Annotated in this window: 23 protein-coding genes and 1 other annotated feature; of the genes, 21 read left to right on the plus strand and 2 right to left on the minus strand. The window is 41.0% G+C overall.

Annotated elements, in window-relative coordinates:
• Position 1 precedes the first annotated feature (1 nt).
• From QNN06_RS13165 to QNN06_RS13175, 3 genes are all read left to right on the plus strand, one after another.
• Complete coding sequence (locus tag QNN06_RS13165) at positions 2–769, plus strand: ABC transporter ATP-binding protein (protein WP_217034033.1); 768 nt, start codon at positions 2–4, stop codon at positions 767–769.
• Positions 762–1,469, plus strand: coding sequence for an ABC transporter ATP-binding protein (locus tag QNN06_RS13170; RefSeq protein WP_213115934.1), 708 nt, complete (start codon positions 762–764; stop codon positions 1,467–1,469). Before QNN06_RS13165 ends, QNN06_RS13170 begins: the two co-directional genes overlap by 8 nt.
• Before the next feature lie 145 nt (positions 1,470–1,614).
• Complete coding sequence (locus tag QNN06_RS13175; protein WP_217034032.1) at positions 1,615–2,829, plus strand: ABC transporter substrate-binding protein; 1,215 nt, start codon at positions 1,615–1,617, stop codon at positions 2,827–2,829.
• Positions 2,830–2,899: 70 nt separating this feature from the next.
• On the opposite strand, the gene QNN06_RS13180 is transcribed toward QNN06_RS13175, so the two are convergent.
• Positions 2,900–4,429: a 2-isopropylmalate synthase gene (locus QNN06_RS13180; protein ID WP_213115932.1), complete on the minus strand. Its 1,530-nt coding sequence runs from the start codon at positions 4,427–4,429 to the stop codon at positions 2,900–2,902.
• A gap of 42 nt (positions 4,430–4,471) precedes the next feature.
• Positions 4,472–4,706 (minus strand) — a binding site (T-box leader).
• A gap of 154 nt (positions 4,707–4,860) precedes the next feature.
• On the opposite strand from QNN06_RS13180, the gene QNN06_RS13185 reads away from it, so the two are divergent.
• The 6 genes from QNN06_RS13185 to QNN06_RS13210 all read left to right on the plus strand — a co-directional run bounded on the left by QNN06_RS13185 (position 4,861) and on the right by QNN06_RS13210 (position 11,252).
• Positions 4,861–5,646, plus strand: a complete 786-nt coding sequence (locus QNN06_RS13185) for an IclR family transcriptional regulator (RefSeq protein ID WP_213115931.1) — start codon at positions 4,861–4,863, stop codon at positions 5,644–5,646.
• Between the two features lie 54 nt (positions 5,647–5,700).
• On the plus strand, positions 5,701–7,002 hold the full coding sequence (locus tag QNN06_RS13190) for an acetyl-CoA hydrolase/transferase family protein (RefSeq protein WP_213115930.1): 1,302 nt from the start codon (positions 5,701–5,703) through the stop codon (positions 7,000–7,002).
• A gap of 29 nt (positions 7,003–7,031) precedes the next feature.
• Positions 7,032–7,943 (plus strand): SDR family NAD(P)-dependent oxidoreductase, encoded by a 912-nt coding sequence (locus QNN06_RS13195; protein ID WP_213115929.1) that lies wholly within the window; start codon positions 7,032–7,034, stop codon positions 7,941–7,943.
• 43 nt (positions 7,944–7,986) lie between these two features.
• Positions 7,987–8,388 carry a PaaI family thioesterase gene (locus QNN06_RS13200; protein ID WP_284037692.1) on the plus strand — a complete coding sequence of 134 codons (402 nt, stop codon included), beginning with the start codon at positions 7,987–7,989 and terminating at the stop codon, positions 8,386–8,388.
• A gap of 23 nt (positions 8,389–8,411) precedes the next feature.
• Positions 8,412–9,590: an acyl-CoA dehydrogenase family protein gene (locus QNN06_RS13205; protein WP_217034029.1), complete on the plus strand. Its 1,179-nt coding sequence runs from the start codon at positions 8,412–8,414 to the stop codon at positions 9,588–9,590.
• Between the two features lie 90 nt (positions 9,591–9,680).
• Complete coding sequence (locus tag QNN06_RS13210) at positions 9,681–11,252, plus strand: acyl-CoA synthetase (RefSeq protein WP_217034028.1); 1,572 nt, start codon at positions 9,681–9,683, stop codon at positions 11,250–11,252.
• Between the two features lie 45 nt (positions 11,253–11,297).
• Here the strand turns inward: QNN06_RS13210 and QNN06_RS13215 are convergent, their stop codons facing one another.
• Complete coding sequence (locus QNN06_RS13215) at positions 11,298–11,894, minus strand: TetR/AcrR family transcriptional regulator (RefSeq protein WP_213115925.1); 597 nt, start codon at positions 11,892–11,894, stop codon at positions 11,298–11,300.
• 298 nt (positions 11,895–12,192) lie between these two features.
• On the opposite strand from QNN06_RS13215, the gene QNN06_RS13220 reads away from it, so the two are divergent.
• The 12 genes from QNN06_RS13220 (at position 12,193) to QNN06_RS13275 (ending at position 25,512) form a co-directional block, all read left to right on the plus strand.
• Positions 12,193–12,978 carry an enoyl-CoA hydratase gene (locus tag QNN06_RS13220; protein ID WP_284037693.1) on the plus strand — a complete coding sequence of 262 codons (786 nt, stop codon included), beginning with the start codon at positions 12,193–12,195 and terminating at the stop codon, positions 12,976–12,978.
• Positions 12,979–13,043: 65 nt separating this feature from the next.
• Positions 13,044–14,237: an acyl-CoA dehydrogenase family protein gene (locus QNN06_RS13225; protein ID WP_213115923.1), complete on the plus strand. Its 1,194-nt coding sequence runs from the start codon at positions 13,044–13,046 to the stop codon at positions 14,235–14,237.
• A 44-nt stretch (positions 14,238–14,281) separates the two neighbouring features.
• Positions 14,282–15,454: an acyl-CoA dehydrogenase family protein gene (locus QNN06_RS13230; RefSeq protein WP_217034025.1), complete on the plus strand. Its 1,173-nt coding sequence runs from the start codon at positions 14,282–14,284 to the stop codon at positions 15,452–15,454.
• 308 nt (positions 15,455–15,762) lie between these two features.
• On the plus strand, positions 15,763–16,536 hold the full coding sequence (locus tag QNN06_RS13235) for an enoyl-CoA hydratase/isomerase family protein (RefSeq protein WP_213115921.1): 774 nt from the start codon (positions 15,763–15,765) through the stop codon (positions 16,534–16,536).
• 22 nt (positions 16,537–16,558) lie between these two features.
• Positions 16,559–18,109 (plus strand): long-chain-fatty-acid--CoA ligase, encoded by a 1,551-nt coding sequence (locus tag QNN06_RS13240; RefSeq protein ID WP_254124543.1) that lies wholly within the window; start codon positions 16,559–16,561, stop codon positions 18,107–18,109.
• Between the two features lie 99 nt (positions 18,110–18,208).
• A complete protein-coding gene (locus tag QNN06_RS13245; RefSeq protein WP_217034023.1) occupies positions 18,209–19,621 on the plus strand; it encodes an OB-fold domain-containing protein in 1,413 nt (470 codons plus the stop codon).
• A gap of 1 nt (position 19,622) precedes the next feature.
• Complete coding sequence (locus QNN06_RS13250; RefSeq protein WP_217034021.1) at positions 19,623–20,807, plus strand: acetyl-CoA acetyltransferase; 1,185 nt, start codon at positions 19,623–19,625, stop codon at positions 20,805–20,807.
• A 10-nt stretch (positions 20,808–20,817) separates the two neighbouring features.
• Positions 20,818–21,225: an FAS1-like dehydratase domain-containing protein gene (locus QNN06_RS13255; protein WP_217034020.1), complete on the plus strand. Its 408-nt coding sequence runs from the start codon at positions 20,818–20,820 to the stop codon at positions 21,223–21,225.
• A 12-nt stretch (positions 21,226–21,237) separates the two neighbouring features.
• Positions 21,238–21,618, plus strand: a complete 381-nt coding sequence (locus tag QNN06_RS13260; protein ID WP_217034018.1) for a MaoC/PaaZ C-terminal domain-containing protein — start codon at positions 21,238–21,240, stop codon at positions 21,616–21,618.
• Between the two features lie 87 nt (positions 21,619–21,705).
• Entirely contained in the window at positions 21,706–22,479 is a 774-nt protein-coding gene (gene fadH, locus QNN06_RS13265) for a 2,4-dienoyl-CoA reductase (RefSeq protein WP_284037694.1), read from the plus strand.
• A 395-nt stretch (positions 22,480–22,874) separates the two neighbouring features.
• Positions 22,875–24,434: an acyl-CoA synthetase gene (locus QNN06_RS13270; protein ID WP_254124541.1), complete on the plus strand. Its 1,560-nt coding sequence runs from the start codon at positions 22,875–22,877 to the stop codon at positions 24,432–24,434.
• Positions 24,435–24,447: 13 nt separating this feature from the next.
• Entirely contained in the window at positions 24,448–25,512 is a 1,065-nt protein-coding gene (locus QNN06_RS13275) for a phosphotransferase family protein (protein WP_217034016.1), read from the plus strand.
• Positions 25,513–25,530: the final 18 nt, after the last annotated feature.

A 25,530-nucleotide genomic window follows, 5' to 3' on the forward strand; every position in this document is an offset into this window, starting at 1 on the left:
CATGATTTTTTTAGAGACAAAAAACCTGACAAAGAAATTTGGCGGCAACGTGGCAGTCAACAATGTCGATTTCACGGTTGAAAAAGGGAAAATCAATGCCATCATTGGTCCCAATGGGGCAGGGAAATCTACTTTTTTCAACTTAATTAGCGGCTTCCATAGTCCAAGCTCAGGTCAAGTTATTTTCAAAGGCCAGGAAATTACTAAACTGCCTTCTAATAAAATTGCCGAGCTTGGGGTAGCACGGACGTTCCAAACAACCAACCTTTTTGATCAGGCGACCGTATTGGACAATGTTATTGTCGGGCATCGCCTGCGTACAAAATCCAATCTCTTTGATGCTATATTGAGAACTTCAAGGCTCAAGAGGGAAGAAGAACAATGTCGTGAAAAAGCGATGGAAGTCCTTGAATTCGTTGGTTTAGAGCATTTAGCAGGAAAACTGGCCGGGGGGTTAACACAGGAAGAGAAGAAACGAACAGCGTTCGCGTTAGCACTCGCCACTGACCCGGAAATTGTCTTTCTTGACGAACCGGCCGGCGGGGTGAATCCCAGCGAAACAGATGGCCTGGCTGAATTAATGCAGAAGATGGTCGATAAAGGGATTACGGTCTGTTTGATTGAACATAAAATGCAAATGATCATGAGAATAGCCCATAAAATCATGGTGCTTAACTACGGTGAAAAAATCGCAGAAGGAAGACCGGATGAAATTCGTAATAACGAGACGGTCATTAAGGCTTATTTGGGAGGGAGTGCCAGTGCTTAAACTTGATAATGTCTCTGTCAAATACGGAAGCTTTACTGCCGTTCACGACATTAATATTGAGGTAAATGCGGGTGAGATCGTCGTATTGTTGGGCTCAAATGGTGCTGGAAAGAGTACAACTTTCCGGGCCATCAGCGGCCTTAACAAACCATCAACAGGTGAGATTATTTTTGAAGGCAAGAATTTAAATAAGTCGTCTGCCGACCAAACAGTTGCATGGGGAATTGGCCAGTGCCCGGAAGGAAGAAAGCTGTTTCATGCCATGTCTGTGGAGGAAAATCTAAGAATGGGTGCATATGTCCATCGCCGGAAGAAAGATCAAATCAAGCACTCACTAGAGCACGTGTACGAATTATTCCCGATTTTAAAGGATAAGCGTCACGATCCAGCTGGTTCTTTAAGTGGAGGACAGCAGCAAATGGTGGCCATCGGCAGAGCACTCATGTCAAAGCCGAAGCTAATGTTATTGGACGAGCCTTCGATTGGACTAGCTCCATTAGTCGTTGAACAAATGTTTGAGGTTATCCAAAAAATTAACAAAGAGGGAACAACCATTCTATTAGCCGAACAAAATGCCAATGCAGCGTTAAAAATCGCGGATAAAGGCTACGTGTTTGAAAACGGAACAATTGTCCTTAAAGGTACGTCTGCAGAATTGTTTGCTAACGATGAGGTAAGAAAAGCCTACATCGGTGCGTAAGAACGCGGGTCAAGCGGTCTTGAACTGAAACGTTCAAACGCTCGACCCACTAGCAATAACAGCATTCCTTTTTGGAGGGGGTGGTTGTCGGCAATACGAAATATTTTCTTACCAAACATTTTAAAAAAATTTAGGGGGAAAACCAATGAAAAAAATGAAATCGGTATTTATGATTATTTTTACCTTAGTAATGGTATTCAGCCTTGCTGCTTGTAATAGCACAAGCGAGAAGACTGCTGGAAATAAGTCTGCTTCAGGCGGCGGAGACAGCAAATCCGGAGATGCTGGAACGGTTAACATTGGTTACTCTGGGCCATTAAGCGGACCTGCTGCATTCTACGGCGAGCGTACATTAAACGGAGTCAAAATGGCTGTAGAAGAAATTAATGGCGCTGGCGGGATCGAAGTTAGCGGCAAAAAGTACAAGTTTAATATTGTCTCTCTTGACGATAAATACCTGCCAAACGAAACTGGAGCAAACGCAAAAAGATTGCTTCAGGAAAACAAGACGCCAATCATCTTCACTCCACACAGCGGCGGCGTATTTGCAATGCAGGTGTTCAACCAGCAGGATAAATTCATCATTGGTGCTTACACAAGTGAACCGAAAGTATCTGATGTTGGCAATAAGCTGACTGTCCGTATTCCTCCACGTTACGATGGGTATTTAAAGCCGTTTACAGATTATGAAATGGAGAAATTTGGTAAGAAAATCGCCTTCCTTCCAACTGCTTCTCAATACGGCAAGGATTGGTCTGAAAAGCTGAAGCCTTATTGGGAAAAACAAGGCGGCAAGGTTGTATACGAATCTGCGATTGACTTTGCAAAAGAAACAGACTTCTTTACAGTTGTAACGAATGCATTGAAAGAAAAGCCAGATGTCCTATTCGTCGGTGGTCCTTCTGAGCCAACAGCAAAAGTAATTAAGCAGGCTCGTGAACTTGGCTTTAAGGGTGGGTTCATCGTTATGGACCAAGCCAAAATGGACGAAATGAAGAAAGTAACAGGTTCATATGAAATGCTAAATGGGGCAATCGGCGTTATGCCATTAGCTGAGTCCAAAATCAGCCCGGTTATTCCTGATTTTGTTAAGAAATATCAAGACAAGTATAAGGAAGTCCCAGGTTCTGAAGCAGGACTTAACTATATTGGAATGTATATCTTTGCGGAAGCAATGAAGGCTGCCGGCTCTGTAGATGATGCAGAGAAAATCCAAGCAGCAATGCAAAAAGGTGTAGAGAATGTACCTGAAAATGCAAAAGTTTATATCTTTAACAAATTTGATGGCGGCGGCTTCGATGGTGATTTAGAAGTTGCAGCGGTTGAAAATGGTAAGATTGTACCTATTAAAGTTAAATAATAACAGTTAAAAAACTAGTTCTAAAAATAAATTCCCCCTTGAAGGAAGGTTTTCAAGGGGGAGTTTTCATTTATATTAGTGTTTTTACATTTGTCACCTTTAATCGGTTAATAGCATCTATATAGGCATTGGCACTGGCAACAATAATATCCACGTTAATCGCTCTTCCCGAAACCATTTTATCATTGTTCCGGACTTTAACAAAGACCTCTCCTATTGAGTCTTTTCCCTTTGATATAGAATTGATTTTATAGTCAATTAACTCAAGCTCAAGGCCAAGCGCTGAATCGATTCCTTTGTAGATAGCATCAATCGGCCCATTTCCATCTCCAATTCCTTCGATATCGGTATTTTCAGCTCCGATGATGTTGACAAAAGCACGATATTGGTTATGATTTAGGATCTGTAAGCTAAAGTCATTAAACGTAAAGGAAGAAGGAGCTGCATTTTTCGGCTGGGTTTCCAACAGGGCAATAATATCTTCATCAAAAATATCCTTTTTCCGATCTGCCAATTCCTTGTATTTTTTGAAAATCTCTTTTAGTTGAGCTTCGTTTACCGAATACCCGAGTTCTTCATATCTCTTTTTAAGCGCATTTCTTCCTGATAGCTTACCTAGAACTAATTTTGTTTCATTAAAACCAATACTTTCTGGCGTCATGATTTCGTAGGTTGCTTTATCTTTAATCACGCCATCCTGATGTATCCCGGAAGAATGGGAGAAAGCATTTCCGCCAATTACAGCTTTATTCGGAGGAATGGCAATCCCGGTCAGCCTGCTGATAAGCTTGCTCGTTTTAGCGATTTCTTTAAGCTTGATACCTGTCTGGATGTTGAAGTAGTCCTTCCGTGTTTCCAAAAGTGCTGCCACTTCTTCAAGGGCCACGTTTCCAGCCCTCTCACCGATTCCATTAATACAGCCTTCCACCTGGACTGCCCCTGCCTGGATGGCTGCAATGCTATTACTAAGTGCCATCCCTAGATCATCATGGCAATGACAGCTCAGCCGGACCTTTTCAATACCCTTTGTGTTTTCGAGGACGTATTGAAAAAGTTTCGTATATTCCTCTGGAGTTGTATAGCCGACAGTATCAGGGAAATTTAAGACAGTTGCTCCCGCCTCTACGACCTTTTCAGCTACCTCAGAAAGGAATTCAAGCTCGGTACGTGTTGCGTCTTCACAGGAAAATTCGATATGTTTAAAATATTTTGCGGCATAGGATACGCTTTCGACTGCTTTTTCCAAAACTTGTTCTTTCGTCATACCTAATTTACGCTCGCGGTGGATAGGGGAGGTAGCGATAAAGATGTGTATGCCCGTATTGTCAATATCCCCCAAGGTGTTAATAACAGCATCAATATCATCCTTATTGGTGCGTGCAAGGCTGACCACTATTGGCCCCGAAACTGCTTTGGCAACCGCCCTGATTGCCTCGGCATCACCGGGTGAGGCATTAGCAAATCCTGCTTCAATAATATCAATCCCTAAATTTTCTAACCTTAGGGCAATCTCCACTTTTTCATCCAAATTAAAGCTGACTCCAGGTGTTTGTTCTCCGTCTCTTAATGTGGTATCAAAAAAATAAATCCTCTTTGCCATGATTAATCCCTCCTTATAAAAATAAAAATACCTTCACTTAACCTGAGGGGCGCAATCCGCGCGGTTCCACCCTCATTCGCTGATCCCTTGCGGAAAACAGCCTCGGTAAGTAAAGGTATTACTTAAACAAATGCATAACGGTTTGCAGCCCGTTCTTCCTACTGTTAATTCAGAAGAAAGTCTCCAAGGCGAGACAGATTATTTCTCCTGCCTGTTTGCACCAACCACAGGCTCTCTATAAGGAAAGAATAATCAAACTCCTTTTCATAGACAATTACTAATATTCAGATTTTTAATTTAAACATATGTTACTACATTAAATATTTTTAATCAACACTTTTTTAAAAATATATTTAATTATTAGAATTGTATGACTTTTTGTTGACGAAATATTTTTTTGTATATAAAATTATATGCAGGGGTGTTTAATAATGGAGAGTCAAAAAATGAAAGAAAAACGGAAATACTCTGTACCAGCAATCGAAAACGCTATGGAAATTCTTAAATTATTAAGCCGTAATCGCTTCCGGGAAAGTACTGTTACCGAGATTGCAAACGCTTTATCCTTAAATCCAGCTACATGTTATCGCATTTTGCAAAGCCTTGAAGAATTTTCTATGGTCCGTTACTTAGAAAACAAAAAGAGATATACCTTAGGACCATATTTAGTCGTTCTCGGGGAAAGAGCTAAAGAGCACTTGGACTACTTATCTATTATTATGCCATATCTTGAAAAACTAACAAGAGAAACTGGTATGACTTCTATTCTTGTCAATAAAATCGGGGAAGATAAGGTGGCAATCGTGGCAAAAGTGGAAGCAAGCGATTTTGGTGTCAGCGTATCAGTCGGCCGGCATTTTTCCATAACGGATGGTTCATTCGGCATGTGTTTTCTAGCCCCGCTGGATCAACAGCAAAGAGAGCACTTCTTAAAACAGCAAAAGGGTTTAAAAACATTTTCCGAAGAAGAGGTTAAAACAATCGAAAGGGATATGGAGTTTATAAGAGAAAATGGTTATTCCATCACATACGGAGAGTATATTAAGGGATTAGGCGGAATTGCTGCTCCTATATTCAGCGGGGAAGATACTGTTGAAATGTCCATTGAATTAATCTGCTTTACTTCCCAGTTCGATAAAGAGGACCTTCATTTAAAAGGAATCTTAGTAAAAAGAGCTGCAGAAGACATTAGTAATAGAATTCGAAATCTAAGCTAGATAAAGAAAAGTTAAGGAGAAATGTGAGTTGAGCTTATTGGTGGTGAACAAAGGGTGGAACCCCAGTCATGGCAAGACCTATTTAGAAATCGTCAAACGAATGTAGAACAGGCGATTTTAAACATAAAATCATCTCAAAAGGTTTTTCTAGCACCATTTTGTAATGAGCCACAAAAGCTTATTCAGGAGTTGGTGCGACAAAAAGAGAGATTACAAGATGTGATTCTTTATAATGCAGTTATCGGCAGTCCATGTATTTATGCTGATTCATCATGTTATCCCTACTTTCAAATAAGAACTTTTTTAAGTTCACCTCTATTAAAAGGCGCATTTTTACATAATACATGTGACTACTTGCCTGTCAATCTTTCAGAAATTCCAAAGTGGCTTACCTCGCAAAAAATCGATGTGGCCCTTATACAAGTTACACCTCCGAATGAAGAAGGCTACTGTAATCTTGGGTTATCGGTCGATACGGTACAAACATTAATAAAGAGTGCTGGATTCGTTGTAGCACAAGTAAATCGAAATCTTCCTTTTACAAATGGAGATACACTTGTACATGTTTCTGAAATCGATCAATTTGTTTTATCTGACACACCATTGTTAACATTATCTGGTGGAAATCTTTCTGAAGAAGAAATAACGATTGGTGGAAATGTTGCAGAACTAATCCCCGATTACGCAACCATCCAAGTGGGGCTTGGGAAAATTGCAGAAAGTATTCTATTATCTCTAAAAAATAAAAAGGGACTAGGGATCCATTCTGGGTCGATTTCAGACCCGATAATCGAATTGATCAATTTAGGAGTTGTAACAAATGAACAAAAAGAGATTAACCGGTATAAAACGGTATGTACAACACTGACAGGAACAGAAGATTTATACCGCTATTGTCACAATAATCCAACTATTGAATTATACCCCTCAGATTATACTCATAATGCAGCAGAAATCTCCAAAATTAGCAATTTTTATTCGATCAATTCTGCGTTGGAAGTAGATCTATTTGGCCAAATCAATGCGGAGCAAATCGGTAAGGTTCCAGTAGCCGGTGTTGGCGGACAAATGGATTTTATTCAAGGTGCAAGACTTTCAAAGGGAGGCAAGTCGATTATCGCCCTTCCGTCCACAGCAAAGAGAGGAACAGAGTCACGAATTAAGGTTAGAACATCTTATGTTACTTCTGTAAAGTCAGAAATCGACTATGTGGTAACAGAGTTTGGATTTGCCTCATTATTTGGAAAATCACTTCAAGAACGTGCAAAAGAATTAATTTCTATAGCACATCCGCAATTTCGGGAAAAATTATTAGCAGAATTTGAAAGGGAATTCATGAAGAAAGATATTAATTAAAATATAAAAATGGAAGGGTTGAGCTGAAGATGAAAAAATTAGAGAATAAAGTCGCGATTGTTACAGGTGCAGGACGAGGAATTGGCCGGGAGATTGCATTGTTATTAGCAAGAGAAGGAGCAAAAGTAGTTGTCAATGACTTGGGTGGTGGTGCAGACGGGAAGGGCAATAACGCAAAAGTAGCGGACGAAGTGGTCCAGGAGATAAGAGAGACAGGCGGAACAGCTGCAGCAAACTATGATTCAGTGGCTGAATTTGAAAATGCCAGCAACATTGTTCAAACGGCATTAAATGAATTTGGACGGTTAGACATTGTGGTGAATAATGCGGGGATTTTAAGGGACCGCATGGTTTTCAAAATGAGTGAAGAAGAATGGGATTCCGTTATCGCTGTCCATTTAAAAGGCTCCTTCAACATGACAAGAGTAGCTGCACCGATTTTTAAAGAACAAAAAGGCGGAAGATTTATTAACTTTACCTCTACCTCCGGTTTAATCGGTAATGTCGGGCAGGCAAACTATGCTGCTGCAAAATTAGGGATTGCGGGCCTAACAAAAATTACTGCATTAGATATGGCGCGCTATAATGTAACAGCAAATGCGGTGGCCCCTTTTGCTTGGAGCCGATTAATCGGTACAATTCCGACCGAAACTGACACTGAAAAGGAAAGGGTGGAAAAATTAAAGCAGATGTCACCTGCTCATATTGCGCCGCTTGTAGCTTTCTTAAGCTCAGATGAATCGGCGGATGTATCAGGACAAATTTTCGGAGTTCGAGGTAAAGAAATCATGGTCTTCTCGCAGCCTCGGCCAGTTCGTTCCGTATACAACTCAGAAGGCTGGTCAATTGATAGCATTAGCGCTATTAAAGGTTCTTTACAATCTGCCTTTACTCCGCTTGAAGTGAGTAAAGATGTTTTCCCATATGAGCCGTTAGTTTAATAGAGTTAGTGAAAATATTTAAATTGAGGTGGAAATTTTGGTAGTGGATTCAAATGAACTTAGAAAAATCTATGAAAATAGTCCATTTAATAATTTATTGGGGATAAAATTAGCAGAATTCGAGGAAGGCAAGGTGGTCTATTCGCTTGAAACAAGACCGTCTCATTTAAATGTGAATCAGGCCATCCATGGCGGGGTGTATTTTACTTTGCTTGATTCTGTAATGGGTGCAACTATCCGTTCGGTGGTTAAGCTCCCAATAGTTACGATAAACACGAGTATCAATTACTTTACACCAGTGGCTAATGGAGAAACGATGCTGGCAAAGGCAAAGATTATCCAGGAAGGTGGAAGCATTGTAACGGCAGAGGGTACTATTGAAGACGAAAATGGCCATGTTTTTGCAAAGGCGACAGGAACATTTAAAAAAATACGTAACATTTAATTGAAAAAGATGGAGGGTAAAGGATGACCATAACCAAAGCGTTTAATCCGTTGAAACAAGACCGTCCTTATTTTACCGAGGAGCATATCATGTTCCGGGATTCATTACGGAAATTCCTCGAGAAGGAAGCTATACCATATTATGAACAATGGGAAGAGGATCGACTAGTCCCACGGTCATTTTGGACGAAACTAGGTGAAAATGGCTTCTTATGTCCTGCTGTAAGTGAAGAGTACGGCGGTGCAGGCGGCGATTTTGCTCTTTCAATTATTCTTGCTGAAGAACTCGCACGAGTTGGCGGGGGTCTTTCAGGTCCAAGTACACATAGTAATATCATCGTTCCTTATTTAGAATCATTTGGAACAGAGGAGCAAAAACAGAAATATCTTCCGGGCTGCGTAAGCGGGGAAATTATTACGTCAATCGCCATGACAGAACCGGGAACGGGTTCCGATTTGGCCAATATCAGTACAACTGCGGTAAAAGATGGCGATTCCTATATTATTAACGGTCAAAAAACATTTATCACGAACGGAATACATTCTGATTTAATTGTTGTGGCATGTAAAACAGACCCGCATGCAAATCCGCCTCACAAAGGAGTTAGTTTAATTTTAGTAGACAGAGGAACTCCTGGTTTTTCCAGAGGAAGAAAGTTGAAAAAGGTTGGTATGCATGCACAGGACACAGCCGAACTCATTTTTGAAGATGTAAAAGTGCCGGTATCTAATTTACTTGGCGAAGAAGGGAAAGGCTTTAGATATTTGATGACAAAGCTCCAGCAGGAACGAATACTGGCTGCCATTGGCGGACAGGTAGCCGCTGAACGGATGCTGGAACTGACACTTAAATATGTAAAAGAAAGAGAGGCTTTCGGAAAGCCGATTGGGAAGTTTCAGAATACCCAATTTAAACTTGCAGAAATTGCGACACAGGTTCAGCTAGGCCGTACCTTTGTCGATCAATTGATTGTCAGACATCAAAATGGTGAGGATATTGTAACTGAGGTTTCGATGGGCAAATGGTGGATTACGGATATGGCAAGAAGAATTTCCAGCGAATGCATGCAGCTCCATGGCGGATACGGATACATGGAAGAATATGAAATTGCCCGCAGATACAGAGACATTGCCGTATCGCCTATCTTCGCTGGCACAAATGAAATTATGAAAGTAATTATCGCAAAACAACTAGGATTATAAAATGAAGTCTCATTAAAGAAAAGGATTCTTACTTTGAATTCTTTTCTTTACTCTTGTTAACTTACTTTTAAATAATAATGGGGGAGATATATGGATCAGTTGATGGTCTCTGCAAGTCAGCAATTATTAATAGGTGAAGCATTAAAATACGCTGCTCACAATGCGCCAAACCGTGAAGCTTTTGTATATGAAAATCAAAGACTAACATACCGGGAAATTCTGAAGAATGCGGAGCATTTAGCTGGCTGGCTGCAGGCGCAAGGAATTGGTAAAAACGACAAAGTTGGCTGTTTATTTAAAAATGGAATGTCATTTGTTGAATTATATTTTGCTGTGAGTTTAGTAGGGGGAGTTTTTGTTCCTGTCAACTTTCGATTGGTCTCCAAAGAAATCGAATATATCGTAAATAATGCTGATATTAAAATTTTATTTGTCGAAGAAGAGTTTAACAATACTATTTCTCCAATCCTAGATTTACTTCAACACGTCCAATTGATTGTCGTAGATGGATCGATAAATGAAAATCACAAAAAAGAATTGGTTACCTACACATCAATATTTATTGCTACTTCAGTTTACACACCTCCAACAGACCTACAAGACGCTGATGCCCACGCTATTATTTATACGTCTGGAACAACCGGAAAACCAAAAGGGGCCGTATTAACTCATAAAAATTTTTATCTTAATGCGATGAACAGAACCTTTCATAGCCAAACACCAAGAGGTATTAATGAACTTGTTGTTCCTCCGCTTTTCCATGTTGCTGCTCTATCACGATTAGTGAGCAACTGCTTGATGGAGGGGACCATTTATATTCAACGCGAATTCCAGCCAGAGCAAATCCTCAAAACCATTGAAACAGAAAAAATTAATGCGATGTTTTTAGTCCCTTCCATGTGGAATTTTCTATTTCAAGTACCAAATCTACTAGACTATGATGTGAGCACGATGATTAGCTGCGGTTTAGGAGGCGCAATATGCCCCGTTGATATAAAGAAAAGAATTATGGAAGTATTTAAAAATGGGAAAATAATCGAAGCCTTTGGCCAGACCGAAATGAGCCCGTCGACGACTTACCTGACAGGAGAGGATACGATTAGAAAAACGGCATCTGTGGGAAAACCAGCGATTAATGTCCGGGTCAGGATTGTTGATGACGAAATGAATGACGTTCCTACGGGTGAGGTTGGGGAAATTGTTTACCAAGGTCCAACATTAATGAAAGAGTACTATAAAAATCCCGAAGCAACCAAAGAGGCATTTAAAGGCGGATGGTTCCACAGCGGTGACTTGGTCCGGATGGACGAAGAGGGGTACATTTATGTAGTCGATCGCAAGAAGGATATGGTGATCAGCGGCGGGGAAAATATATATCCAAAAGAGATTGAGGAGGTTCTTTATTCTCATCCTGATATTTTGGAAGCTGCCGTGGTCGGTGTTCCGGACGCGGAATGGGGTGAGAGCATCAAAGCATTTATTGTGATGAAACCAGGTCGGCATTTAACGTCAGAAGAGGTGATTGAGTACTGTAAACAGAACCTTGCATCCTATAAAAAGCCGAAATTGGTAGAATTTATTGATGCACTGCCACGGAATGCATCTGGAAAAGTATTAAAAATTGAATTGCGAGAAGAAAATTCAAAATCTAGTATTCATTAAAAAATAACCCTCCCTAATCAGCAAAGGGAGGGGGTTCATCACTATTTAACTTTTCTTCACGACCATTTTAAGAAGATTAGAAGCATAAGATTCTGCAATTTCTTCGCCCGTTTGGGGACCATCCTGGTTATACCATTGCTGGATATAGTTGATGGCACTTAGAATTATCATCCGAACCATTTTTGTATCATCAATTTCAAAGACTTGCTTTTCAATGCCCTCATTTAAAATTTTGTCAAAGTAATGGGCGTAATTTCTTCTAGCATCAAGAACTTCATTCAACTGATCATCAGTAAATTTTTGATATGGCTTATCCATGATCATAAACATGGATTTTTCTTTTGTTGAAAGCAGAATATGCGCTTTAATGGCACTTTCCAGCTTTTCAATTGGGTTTAAATCACTGTTTACAACTTCTTCGATTTTTTCAAGACTCAATTCCATGATCATCTGATGGCAGTGATATAGAATATCATCCTTATTTTTAAAATAATAATACATGGAGCCTTTGGTCATCAATAGCTGTGCTGCTATTTCTTCCATAGTAGTTCCATGATACCCTTTTTCAGCAAGAACGGCTGCAGCAGAACGTAGGATTTCCCTTTTTTTCTTTGCTATTTTTTGTTCCCTAAATGAAGACATATGACTCACTCCCATCCCTTTTTATGATGTTTAATGAAGCTATTTATTTAAATTGTAGTTTATTTTTTTACTATTAGTTTAAATAGTATATTAATTATTCTAAAAAATCAACCTATTTTAGTATTATACTAAAACTTCAAAGTGAAAGATATATATATAGAAAACAAGATTCAATCACAAAAACTGAACTTGAATTTAAAAAATAAATAAATTGTAAAATAGTCTAAAAATTGCTATTATTGTAATAAATGGAAACGTTGTCAAATCTTAAATTAAAAAAAGATATGGAGGTTTTTGTTTGGCAGAATTAGTGCATATTGAAAAGTTAGCAGGGGTAGCCGTCGTCACCATTGATAATCCACCGATGAATGTATTAAGCAAGCAGGTAACAAGAGAGTTGGCTGAGGTTTTCACCGCCATTGCTGAGGATTCCGAAGTAATTGCGGCTATTTTAACAGGTGCGGGAAGCAGGGCATTTATGGCAGGTGCCGATATCAAGGAATTCCCTCAATCACTTGGGTTAGAAAAAGAGCAATTAAAGAAAAACAATCTAGAATCGCATGCCGTATTGAACTTTATTGAGCGAATCCCGAAACCCACGATTGCGCTGCTAAATGGACTGGCTTTTGGCGGCGGCTGTGAACTGGCATTAACCTGTGATATTCGGATCGCTGAGGAGCATGTAAAAATCGGAATGCCTGAGGTCAAATTAGGACTTTTCCCGGGAGGCGGCGGAACACAGCGTTTACCTAGATTAATAGGACCTTCCAAAGCAAAAGAATTAATGTTTTTGGGAGAACCATTATCAGCGGAGGAAGCACTTAAAATTGGTTTGGTCAATCAAGTTGTTGATAGCGGGAAAGGGATGGAGACAGCCATCTCCATGGCGAAAAAGATGGCCAGCTATTCCTTGCAGGCCTTAAGCAGAATAAAGAAAGCTGTAAATGACGGAATCGATACTTCCCTTGATGGAGGATTAGAATTGGAGGCTGAACTTTTTGCTGAAGTATTCGGCACCGAGGATGTTCGCGAAGGAGTCCGGGCATTTATTGAAAAACGGTCGCCATCCTTCAAACATCAATAAATATATAAAAAGATTTTTATCATTATATCCTGATAATTAACCAATTGAAATGGAGGTTGAATGGAATGGATTTCGCGTACACAGAATCAGAATTGGCGTTTCAAAAAGAACTAAGAGCTTGGCTGGAGGAAAATCTGCCTGAAGGATGGCTTGAAGGAAAACGAGTCATTCCGGAGGACGATAATCAAAAAGCGGCGTTTTTGAGAGATTGGTATCGAAAACTGGCAGAAGGTGGCTGGTCCGGAATTTCCTGGCCAAAGGAATACGGCGGCAGAGGTGCATCATTGATGCAGGAAGTCATCTACGAGCAGGAGATGGCAAGGGTGAAAGCGCCGCCTGCGTTAAATATTATAGGGACAGCCATGGTCGGCCCAACTCTATTACAAATTGGAACCGATTACCAGAAGGAGCGGTATATCGAGAAAATATTAAATGGGGAAGAAATTTGGTGTCAAGGCTACTCGGAGCCAAATGCAGGCTCCGACCTCGCTGCCATTCAAACAAAGGCAGTTAAAAAAGGCGATAAATGGATTATCAACGGCCAAAAGATTTGGACCAGTTATGCTCATTTGGCTGACCGCTGTTTTTTGCTGGCCCGAACTGAAAATACCGGAAAAAAACATGAAGGAATTACAGCTTTTCTAGTTGACATGCATCAGGAGGGCGTGGAAACACGGACAATCCGTTCGATTAATGATCGCCGTGATTTTAACGAAATGTTCTTCAATGATGCCATCGCCTATGATGCGGATATTGTTGGCGAGGTTAATCAAGGCTGGAAAGTCTCTTTGATTTTACTAAGTCATGAACGTGTTGGTGTAGCGAGACAAACATTCAGGCTGCAAAAACAATTTGAGGAATTGGTCGAATTGGCAAAATCAATGAAAAAGAATGGCCGCCCCCTCGCCGCTGACCCGCTGGTTCGGCAAAATCTTGCCATTTTCCGGACAAAAACAAAAGCCCTATTGTTCAATTACTACCGCCACTTAACCAACACCATTCGTGCAGGACGTCCAGGCCCGGAAGGTTCGATGGATAAGCTTGCTTCCAGTGAATTAGGGCAGGAAATGCTGGCGTATGCGATATCTCTCCAAGGCGCATCTGGTACATTATGGAAGGGGGATGCATCCGTCGACCAAAATTGGCAGCAGGAATACCTCCGGTCATTTGCTTATACCATTGAGGGGGGAACATCTGAAATCCAAAAAAATATCGTGGGTGAACGAATTCTAGGTCTGCCAAAGGATATCAAATATTAAAAGCTTACAAGGATTATCTAAAAAATAAAAATTGAGGTGGTTATATGGATTTCGCATTAAATGAAGAACAATTAATGTTTCAAGAAACAACCCGCCAATTTTTAGAATCGAAGGGGGATTTGGCGATACCCCGAGATTATATGAATGGAAAAAAACAGGTACTTGAAGATTTATGGAACGGTTTAGGCAGCCTCGGTTTTATGGGTATTAATATCTCAGAAACCTATGGAGGATTAGGTCTTGGAGCTCTGTCTCTAGTTCCAATTTTAGAAGAAATGGGCCGTTCAGTTGTGCCGGGTCCCTATCCTGAAACAGTGGCTTTTGCCGTACCGCTATTGGAAGCTTACGGTTCTGCGGAACAGAAGGAAAAGTATTTGCCTGAAATTGCCGCTGGAAAGCGTAAGTTTTCGCTGGCACTTTTGGAAGAAAGCGGAGAGCTATCGCCTTCTGCCATCCAGCTAAAGGCCGAGCAACGAGGCAATGAGTATGTATTGCAAGGTAAGAAAATACTCGTTCCTTATGCAGACATTGTTGATACACTTATTGTTCCTGTCCGAACAGGCGGTACTTCCCAAGCAGAATACGGAATTTCCTTGATTTTAGTAGATTGTAATCAGGCTAACCTAACCATGCAGGAACTGCAAAGCATTGATGAAACTAGAAAACTGGTCAATGTTTCGTTTCAGGATGTAAAGGTACCGAATACACAGCTGTTAGGCATGGAAAACGGAGGATGGGCCATTTTAGAAACCGGTCTGAACCATTTAAATGCTGCGTTTGCATCCACAATGGTAGGAGGAATAGAGCGTGTTGTGGAGATGTCAACCGAGTATGCGAAGACCCGCCAACAATTTGGGCAGCCAATCGGACGTTTCCAAGCAGTTAAACATCGGATTGTGGATATGAAACTGGCTCTTGAAAGCTCCCGTTCCTTGTCCTATTACGCATCGTGGGCAGCGGAAAACAATGCTGAAGAATTATCGGAAGCCGTGTCAATGGCCCGTTCCTTTATCTCTGAAACCTATATTAAAGCTGCTGGGGCAAATATTCAAAATCATGGGGGAATGGGTTTTACCTGGGAGTTTGATTGCCACTTATTCCTTAAGCGGGCTCGTTCCTTAGAAAATCATCTTGGATCGCCTGAATATCATCGCGAAAAAATCGCTGTTGAATTGGGCTGGTCGGAAAATGTCATTCCCGAAATTTTGATGTCATAACAAAATTAGAAAATGGTGATTTGCAAAAGGTAAGTTTACCAGAATGGTTACTTGCCTTTTGTAGTTAAATTTTAAATTATTTGAATAGTAAGATTTTTAATTGACAAAATTTTTTTTCGTATATAAAATAAATTTATGCTACATAGTTATACACCCATTTATTCTTCAGCGTTGTAAGCGTATTCCTGCCAACCTTCCATATATTTTTTTGCCCAAAAATTCTTCCATGTTTCGACTCCATTCTCGCAAGGTTCTGCTTCAGTTTTCTTGTACTCTTGAAATATCTCTATCTGGAAAGGATGAATGCTATGGATTTTAACGAAATTCTAGTGACGATTGATAAAGGAATTTGCACGATTAAGCTTAATCGGCCTGATGTGAGAAATGCATTGGGTCTCACTCTACGAAAGGAATTAAAAGAATTCTTTTCTAGTGTAAAAGAAAACGATGAAATAAAAGTCATTGTTTTGACTGGTGAGGGAAAAGCATTTTCCGCCGGTGGTGACTTAAGTTCATTAAAAGAAATAGATGCAGTTAAAGGCCGAATGAGATTGCAATCAGGACATGAAATGATTCAAGCTATTATCGACCTGGAAAAGCCTGTTATTGCAGCTGTTAATGGGGCAGCAGCGGGAGCAGGCTTCAGCCTTGCATTGGCTTGCGACCTCATAATTGCAAAACGCTCCTCATTTTTTGTCCAAAGCTTTGCGAATGTTGGCTTGGTTCCTGATCTTGGTTCGATTTACTTTCTGCCTAGGTTAATTGGAAGGCAGCGCGCCCTGGAACTTATGCTTTTGGGTGAAAGAGTAACAGCAGAACAGGCGCTGAGTCTTGGAATTATCAACCGTGTGGTGGAGGATGAATCTTTCGAAGATGAAGTCTATCAGCTATCTTCGAGGCTTGCCGAAGGACCTGGCTTCGCAGCAGGGTTAACAAAGAAATTGGTGAATAGAAGTGTTCTTGAAAATATTAGTGAAACATTTGAATTGGAAGGTTTCGCACAAGGATTTTGTTTCGAATCTGAAGATTTCAAGGAAGGCGTACAGGCCTTTTTCGAAAAACGGAAACCGAGGTTCAACTAATAATAAGGAGGAGAACGGAAGTTTGCTTAATTTAAATGAAATTTCACAGCTATCAATATATGAAATGCTGGAGCAATCTGTTCAGAAATATCCTCATAGATTAGCAGTCATAGATGGAATGATTGAACTGGATTACGTACGGTTTAAGGAAACCGTGGATGCATTCGCCTCTGTATTATATCGAAAGGGCTTTCAAAAAGGGGACCGGGTTGGCTTAATGCTGCCTAATAGTGTTCATTATATGGTTTCTTATTATGCGGCAATGCGTTTAGGCGGCATTGTTGTTCAAGTCAATCCTTTATATCAAACATCAGAACTAGAATATATGCTTGATGATGCTGATCCAAAATGGTTTATATGCGGCAGGAATCAGGCAGAAAAATTGGAAAGGGTTAAAAAGTTTGAAAATGTTCATGTCATTTTTACAGAGGATGAAAATGGCAGTAATCAAGTTGTCCTGAAGGAAAAAGTCAATGAACTTCCTCCCTTGAATATTAGTCCTAAAGAGGACATTGCCGTAGTGCAGTATACGGGTGGTACTACGGGTAAATCAAAAGGCGTTATGCTGACCCATTTTAATATTGTCTGTAATATTCATCAATCCGGGGAAGTTGTGGCACCGGTAATGGTTGAGGGGGAAGAAAGGTTCTTGGGAATTTCCCCTCTTACCCATGCTATGGCAATGACGAATATGAATAATGCGATTAGAACGGCAGCTACTTATATCATTCTTGAAAAATTTAATGCTACTAGTGTATTAGAACTAATTCGTCAATATCGTCCGACTTTCATGGTAGGTTCTCCGACAATGTTTATTGCGCTATTGAATCATCCTGATCTGAAAAAATATGATTTATCATGCTTTAAGATTTGTGTTTCTGGCTCTGCCCCTCTTCCAATCGAAGTCTTAAAGGAATTAGAGCAGAAAACGGGTGCGCAAATCTTTGAAGGGTATGGTTTGTCGGAAGGGACTACATCCACACACCGCACTCCGTTAGGAGGTAAACGTAAAATTGGCAGTGTTGGGGTTCCGATTCCTGGAACAGTTTCAAAAATTGTTGATATGGAAACTGGTTTGGAAGAGGTTCCTGTTGGCGAAAACGGAGAACTAATCATAAAAGGTCCGCAAGTCATGAAGGGGTATTGGAAGAAACCGGAGGAAACAATGTTAACTGTCCGTAATGGCTGGCTCTACACAGGGGATATTGCCTATCGGGATGAAGATGGATTCTATTATATATCGGGCAGAAAAAAGGATATGGTTATTGCCGGGGGATTAAATATCTATCCTGCAGAAGTAGAAGAGGTTCTTTACCAGCACCCGAAGGTAGAGGAAGCCTGTGCCTTTGGTGTACCCGATGCCTATTTGGGTGAAAAGTTATTGGCTGTCATCGTCTTGAAAAAAGGGGAAAGCTTAACTGAAAAAGAGTTCCTTAGCTGGTGCGAAGGCAGGATCGCCAGATATAAAATCCCAAGAGCGGTCGAATTCCGTGACTCCCTGCCAAAGACGATCGTCGGAAAGATATTGCGCCGCCATCTAGTCGAAGAGTATAAAACTAAATTGCAAATTTAATAGCAAGCAATCAAGTTGTGGACATTAAATGCAATCGAAAAACATCCCAGCCGTTTCCGTTTAATTATATTGAGAAAGAAAAGGGAGTGGAAAAGAACAATGAATGGAATCATTTCATACGGAGCATATATTCCATATAATCGCCTAAAGCGGAAAAGAATAGGTGAGTTTTTTGGGAAGCCCGCCATGGGTGGTGAAAAAGCAATTGCCGGTTATGATGAAGACAGTGTCTCCATGGGTGTGGAGGCAGCCATGGATTGCCTGCAAGGAATGAATCCTGATCAGATTGACACTGTTTATTTTGCAACCACCAGTTCTCCATACAGGGAAAAGGGTTCTATTCCTACCCTTGCCGCAGCATTAAATTTAAGGGATAGTGTCCGGGGAATGGAAACGGCCGCCTCATTAAGAAGCGGGACGGCTGCCATCATGGCTGCTAAACCGGGTGAAAATACGCTCGTTATTGCTGGGGATTGCCGTACGGGCGCCCCAACCGGCCAGAATGAACAGTGGTTTGGTGATGGTGCTTCTGCTTTCTTAATCGGCAGCGGCCCGGATGTCATTGCAAACATTATCGATTATACAAGCGTTCAAGGTGAAGTCATCAGTCATTGGCGGAGCCAATCTGATTTATTTACGCAAAGCTGGGAAGAACGTCTTAGTTCATCCGCCTTTATGAAGCAAGTTAAGGAGTCAGTCAGCCCATTTTTGGAAAAAAATGACCGCTCCATTGGAACAATTTCTAAAGTGATTATTTCTGGACCAACAACCCGGGCCCATTTACAGGCAGCGCAAGCCCTCGGTTTTTCAAATCAACAAGTACAAAATCCATTATTTGATAACGTTGGTTTAACCGGGAACGCCCATGCGCCTATGATGCTTGTTTCGGCATTGGAAGAAGCCAATCCGGGCGATCAACTTCTTGTGGTTTCGTTTGCGGAAGGACTTGATTTGCTTTTATTGGAAGTGACCGATGCGATTTCCCGTCTTGGTAAACGTAAAGGGGTTCAAGGATATTTAAGCATTAAAAATGATGAGGTTTTATATAGTGATTATCTTAAGTGGAGAGAGATTATTAACACGGAGCTGCCGCGCAGACCGTCAACCGACCGCCCATCAGCACCAGCTTTGCACCGGGGCTATCAGCAAAATCTCGGATTTATAGGTTCTAAGTGCATAAAATGCGGTACTGCACAATTTCCAAAACAACGCGTGTGCGTTCAATGCCAGTCAAAGGATGAGATGGAGGATTATCGATTTGTTGGACAATCAGCAAAAGTAACAACTTTTACACTGGATTATTTGGCGGCATCGCCTGCGCCACCGATGATTGTCGCAGTCATTGATTTTGACCAAGGCGGGCGGATTATTTGTGAAGTAACGGATTGCTCCCCGAAAGAAATTGAAATTGGCATGGAAGTCGAAATGACCTTCAGGCGCCTCTTTGAAGCAGGCGGCATCAGCAACTATTTTTGGAAAGCGCGGCCAATCAGGAGAAAGGAAGGTGTTTAAAATGAGCAGAAAGGGAATTAGCGATAAAGTAGCTGTGATTGGAATGGGCTGTACCCGCTTTGCCGAGCATTGGGATAAAAGTGTCGAGGATTTACTAGTAGAGGCAGCCTATGAAGCTTTTTCCGATGCTGGGATTGAACCAACAGATGTGGAAGCAGCATGGCTAGGGACCATGATTTCCGGTTATGCAGGGATTACATTATCTGGCCCGTTAAAAACCCAGTATATTCCGGTTACAAGGGTTGAGAATATGTGTGCCACAGGCTCAGAAGCCTTTCGTAATGCCTGTTATGCGGTTGCGTCCGGTGCATATGATATTGTTCTTGCCATCGGTGTCGAAAAATTAAAGGACTCCGGATACAGCGGCCTTACCAGGCCAAACCCGCCAAGTGATGGAACCGCACCGAACATCTCAGCCCCTGCATCATTTTCTTTCCTGGCTCCGGCTTATTTTAAAAAGTATGGTCTAACCCCTGAGCAAGGGAGAGAGGTTTTATCACGAATCGCTTGGAAAAATCACTACAATGGGTCATTAAATCCAAAGGCTCAGTATCGCAGTGAAGTTTCGATGGAAAAAATTTCGAAGTCACCGCTTGTAGCTGCCCCTCTTGGTGTATTTGATTGTTCTGGAGTCGCTGACGGTGCGGCTGCTGCCATTATCGTGCGGACGGAGGATGCCCATAAATACCGAAAAGACCCGATGTATGTAAAAGCGTTGACCATCGCTGCAGGACCAGGAGATGGACGCTTACGTCAGGATTTTGACTTTACGTCCATTAAGGAAAATGTAGCAGCGGCCCAGGCTGCGTACAGGGAGGCAGGAATTAAAAATCCTCGTCAGGAAATCAGTATGGCTGAAGTACACGACTGTTTCACCCCTACGGAATTAGTAATCTATGAAGATTTAGGGTTTAGTGAACGCGGCCGGGGCTGGAAAGATGTTTTGAATGGTGTTTTTGAATTGGGCGGCGAATTGCCTGTAAATCCCGATGGCGGCTTAAAATCCTTCGGACACCCTATCGGTGCGAGCGGATTGCGTATGCTTTATGAAATGTATTTGCAATTCCAGGGACGTGCAGGAAAGCGGCAGATTGCGAATCCAAAAATCGGTCTTACCCACAATTTAGGCGGAACCCCTATGCAGTGTGTGTCATTTATTTCTATTGTTGGCAAGGAATTATCGTAGGAGGGATATTATGGCGACCCAATTAGAGGAAAAAATCGGAATGAAACTGGAGTCCTATACCTTCAGGGTAGAAAAAGGAAAAATAAGAGAACTGGCTTTGGCAATTGGCGACTTGAAGGATGAGTACTTAAAAGGAGAAAGTTTACCCCCGACTTTTCCAACTGTTATTGAATTTTGGGGAGGGAAAGGGTCATCTGCAAATTTATTGGGGTTAAATGTAAAAAAGGTCCTGCATGGTGAACAAACGTATGAATATTTAAAAGAAATTAAACCTGAAGACGAGATAACCGTGCATTCGGTCGTCGAGGATGCCTATACAAAAGCAAAAATGAATTTCGTCATTATCAAAAAAGAATTTTTTAATCAGCAAGAGGAACTTGTTTTACTTTGTCGGCAAACGGTTATTGAAAGACATTAGGAGGGGAAGAAGATGCAAGTTGGCTATCAATTTGAACCAGTGCAAAAAGAAGAAGTGACCCATTCGCAATTAGTCAGATATGCAGGGGCATCGGGCGATTTTAATCCGATTCACACAGTCGTCCCTTTTGCCGAAGAGGCAGGACTCGGCGGTGTTATCGCTCACGGGATGCTGGTTAAGGGTTTTGTTGGTCAGGCGATTGGGAAATGGTTTTCTGTAAAGGATCTGCTCAAATTTTCTTCTCGATTTAAAGCTATGACTAGACCTGGTGAAAAAATCACTGTTAAAGGCAGGGTAATCGGAGAACAAGATGATCGCTGGCTATGCGAAGCGGCAGCTGTTAATGAAGCTGGGGAAGTAAAAGTTCAATCATTTTTTGAAATTCGAAAATAAACTCGGATTGATGTGACAGAACCGATATTTGTTGTCGGTTTTGTTGTTTTTACCAATATTTTTAAAAAATGATTGGAGGAGAAAGGAATGAATGGGCAAACGGTTATTATTACAGGCGGCGGCAGCGGCATTGGAAAAGCGATGGCACAGAAGTTCGCCAGCAAAGGGGCCAATGTCGTCATCACTGGACGGAATGCAGAACGTTTAAAAAACGCCAAAAAGGAAATAGAAACTTTTGAAGGTCAAGTCTTAGATTTTCAAATGGATGTAAGAATTCCAGAGAACGTCCAAGCAATGGTGGAAGCTGTAAAAGAAAGATTTGGCAGTATTGATGCGCTAATTAATAATGCTGCAGGTAATTTTATCTGTGCTGCCGAAGACCTCACACTAAATGGATGGAATGCCGTCATAAATATAGACTTAAATGGGACTTGGTATTGCACGCAAGCAGTCGGAAAAGAATGGATTGCGAACAACCAAAAAGGAAGCATTCTTAATATAGTAGCTACTTTTGCCTGGGGGGCTGCTCCAGGAAATGTTCACGCTGCAAGTGCAAAAGCAGGAATTTTAGCGATGACAAGGACCTTGGCGGTAGAATGGGGGAGCAAATATGGGATTCGAGCAAACTGTATCGCACCCGGACCAATCGAAAACACAGAGGGTGTTGCCAGATTAATTGACTCAGGAGATGGCTATCAAAAAGCCATCAATCAGGTACCACTCAAACGGTTTGGCAAGGTGGAAGAAATTGCGAATCTAGCATACTTTTTGTTATCATCTGAGGCAGAGTACATTAACGGGGAATGCATTACAGTGGATGGTGCGAGATGGTTAAACAACTCTGGCTTAAAAGAAGTTTAGTAGTATTTAATAATAATTCAATTTTTGACTTTCGAGTAGACAAAGGTAAAAAAAGGATATATAATATTGTTGAATTATTTTAATTTTTTGATAACTCAGCAACGTTTATTGATCGATAAAATAATGTCATCTATGACTATTCCCGCTGCATATACTTGCAGCGGGAAACCCTTTCAGGAAAATGAAACCTACTGTTCATTCTACAATCTCTCCTAGCTTTAAATTTACCTACATATATTAAGTACTAGTTTTTCTGTACCACACCTCATGTATATCAAATCAAGTATCAAAAATAATACAGCTTCTGAGATAGACTCCCATAAAAATTGGAACATCAAATGAAAAGGCTTTCAGAACGGGTGTTATTAATTTTTACTATAGAGGAGTGAAGGACATTGACAACAACAAGTTTACAAATGTCGCGGCAGTTATTAGTAGGGGAATTAATCAGAAGGGCCGCCCATAAAACACCTAATCAAGAGGCATTCATTTACGGTGATGAAAGACTTACCTATCTTGAACTGGAAAAGAAGACTTTACATTTGGCTGGCTGGATCCAGCAGCAAGGTCTAGAAATCGGTGATAAGGTAGGGATCATATTTAAAAATAATCTTGCTTTTGTTGAAGTCATGTTTGCGACGGCGTCTGCCGGGTGTGTCAGTGTTCCGATCAATTTTAGGCTGGCGCCCGAGGAGTTTGTTTATATTATTAATCATTCTGATACTAAGGTTTTATTTATCGAAGAAGAATACCAAGATATGATTCTATCAATCAGACAGGAACTTCCAAACGTAGAAAAGATTGTTGTAGTCGGGAAAGTGAATTCGATGGAATTGATTCCATACGAAACTATTTATCACTCGGAAATACAATACCAAAGTATTGATGGGCAAGTCGAGGAAAATGACGCCTGCATGATTTGTTATACTTCTGGAACTACTGGTAAGCCAAAAGGAGCAGTGCTGACGCACAAAAACTTGTTGTTAAGTGCGTTGAACAGCGTTGTGGATTCCAAAATTGAAAGGGGTTCCAAACAACTTGTTATTACACCTTTATTTCATATCGCGGGAGTTGGAAATGTTCTGATTAGCTGTACAGTCGGCGGATTGACTGTGATTCATCGAGAGTTTAATCCGGTGGGAGTCTTGCAAACCATTCACCACGAAAAAATAAACGGTCTTTTTATGGTGCCCGCTATGTGGAATTTAGTCCTGCATGTTCCCAATATTGAAGATTACGATTTAACGTCAGTGCAAAGGTGCTCAACAGGGGCAGCCATTTGCCCGTTGGAAGTAAAGCATAAAATGATGAAGCATTTTCCGAATGCCGGAATCTTTGATGCGTTTGGCCAGACCGAAATGAGCCCAACAACCACCTGCTTGTTGCCGCAGGATTCACTTAGGAAAACAAATTCAGTGGGAAAACCTGTTATGAATGTGGAAGTGCGGATTGTCGACGAAAACATGAATGATGTTCCAGTCGGGGAAATTGGTGAAATTATTTATCGCGGGCCGACTGTGATGAAGGGATATTATAAAAATCCATCAGCAACAGAAGAGGCTTTCCGCGGCGGCTGGTTCCACAGCGGAGATTTAGTCCGCCGAGATGATGAAGGATTTATATATGTGGTCGACCGCAGTAAAGACATGATCATCAGTGGCGGGGAAAATATCTATCCTGCAGAAATTGAGGCAGCACTTCACAAACACGATGCGATCTTCGAAGCTGCTGTTGTGGGTGTCCCGGACCCGAAGTGGGGTGAAAGTGTCAAGGCATACATCGTTCTAAAAAGCGGTAAAAGCTTAACGGAGCAAGAGGTGATTCAACATTGCCTCGCCCACCTAGCCTCTTATAAAAAACCGAAATATGTAGAGTTTCTAAATGAACTGCCAAGGAATCCATCTGGAAAAATACTAAAACGGGTATTGAGGGAAAAAGAAGTGAAAATGAACTAAGGAGCAATTGTCCATGAATATACAAGATACAATTCCTGTTCGCGAAGGCGAAGAATTAAATCTTTCCATGCTTGAAGAGCTAATTAGAAAAAGGATCCCAAACTTAAGCAGTGACCCAATGACAGTGAAACAATTTAGTGCCGGAAAATCCAATTTAACGTATTTGATCAATATCGGAGACTGGGAGGGTGTCCTAAGAAGGGCACCTCTTGGTCCGGTTAATACAAAAGCACATGATATGAAACGTGAATTTAAAGTGTTGGATGCAATTAGCCCAATATTTTCCCTTGCACCTATGCCTTATTTTTTTATTGATGATGAATCTATTATCGGGGCACCGTTCTATTGTATGAAGCGTCTTCATGGTGTATTGCTGGATCAGGCACTTCCAAATCATGAAGATGGAAATCCAGCCCTTTTTAATGAGGTTTCTTATTCTATGGTAAATACCTTGGCTGCCATTCATGAAATAGACTATAAGAACACTAATCTCGTTAACTTAACACGTCCGCAAGGATTTTTAGAACGGCAGGTACATGGCTGGATTGGCCGTTATCAAAACGTAAAAACTGAAGAAATTCCCGGAATGGAACGACTAATAAAATGGATTATCGAAAACAGGCCCGTTTCTCAGCCAGCAACGTTCATACACTATGATTTTCACTTAAAAAATGTTTTGTTTTCTAAGAATCAACTAGGTCAATTGGCAGGCATTCTTGATTGGGAGATGAGTACAGTCGGCGATCCGCTTAATGACCTTGCATCCGCATTGGTTTTATGGTTCGACCATGATGATCCTGAATTTTTCAAAAACCAGCAACTGTCAAACCCAATTACTCTTAGGCCGGGTTTCATGACAAGAAATGAATTTATTGAAGCCTACTCTAAGAAAAGTGGGCGCGATGTTTCGAAAATGTATTATTACATGGTTTTTGGCTACTTCAAGCATGTCGTCATTGCCCAACAAATGTATTACCGGTGGAAGAGAGGGCAAACCCAGGATGAAAGATTTGCGCAGCTTGATATCTTCGTCAAGAATTTAACGGATTGGGCATTGGAAAATACTCTTAAGAAATGAATGTAGAAATTTTGTGGT

The organism is Neobacillus sp. 114 (assembly GCF_030127045.1).
In the GTDB taxonomy this organism is placed as follows: Bacteria; Bacillota; Bacilli; order Bacillales; family Cytobacillaceae; genus Neobacillus; species Neobacillus rhizophilus.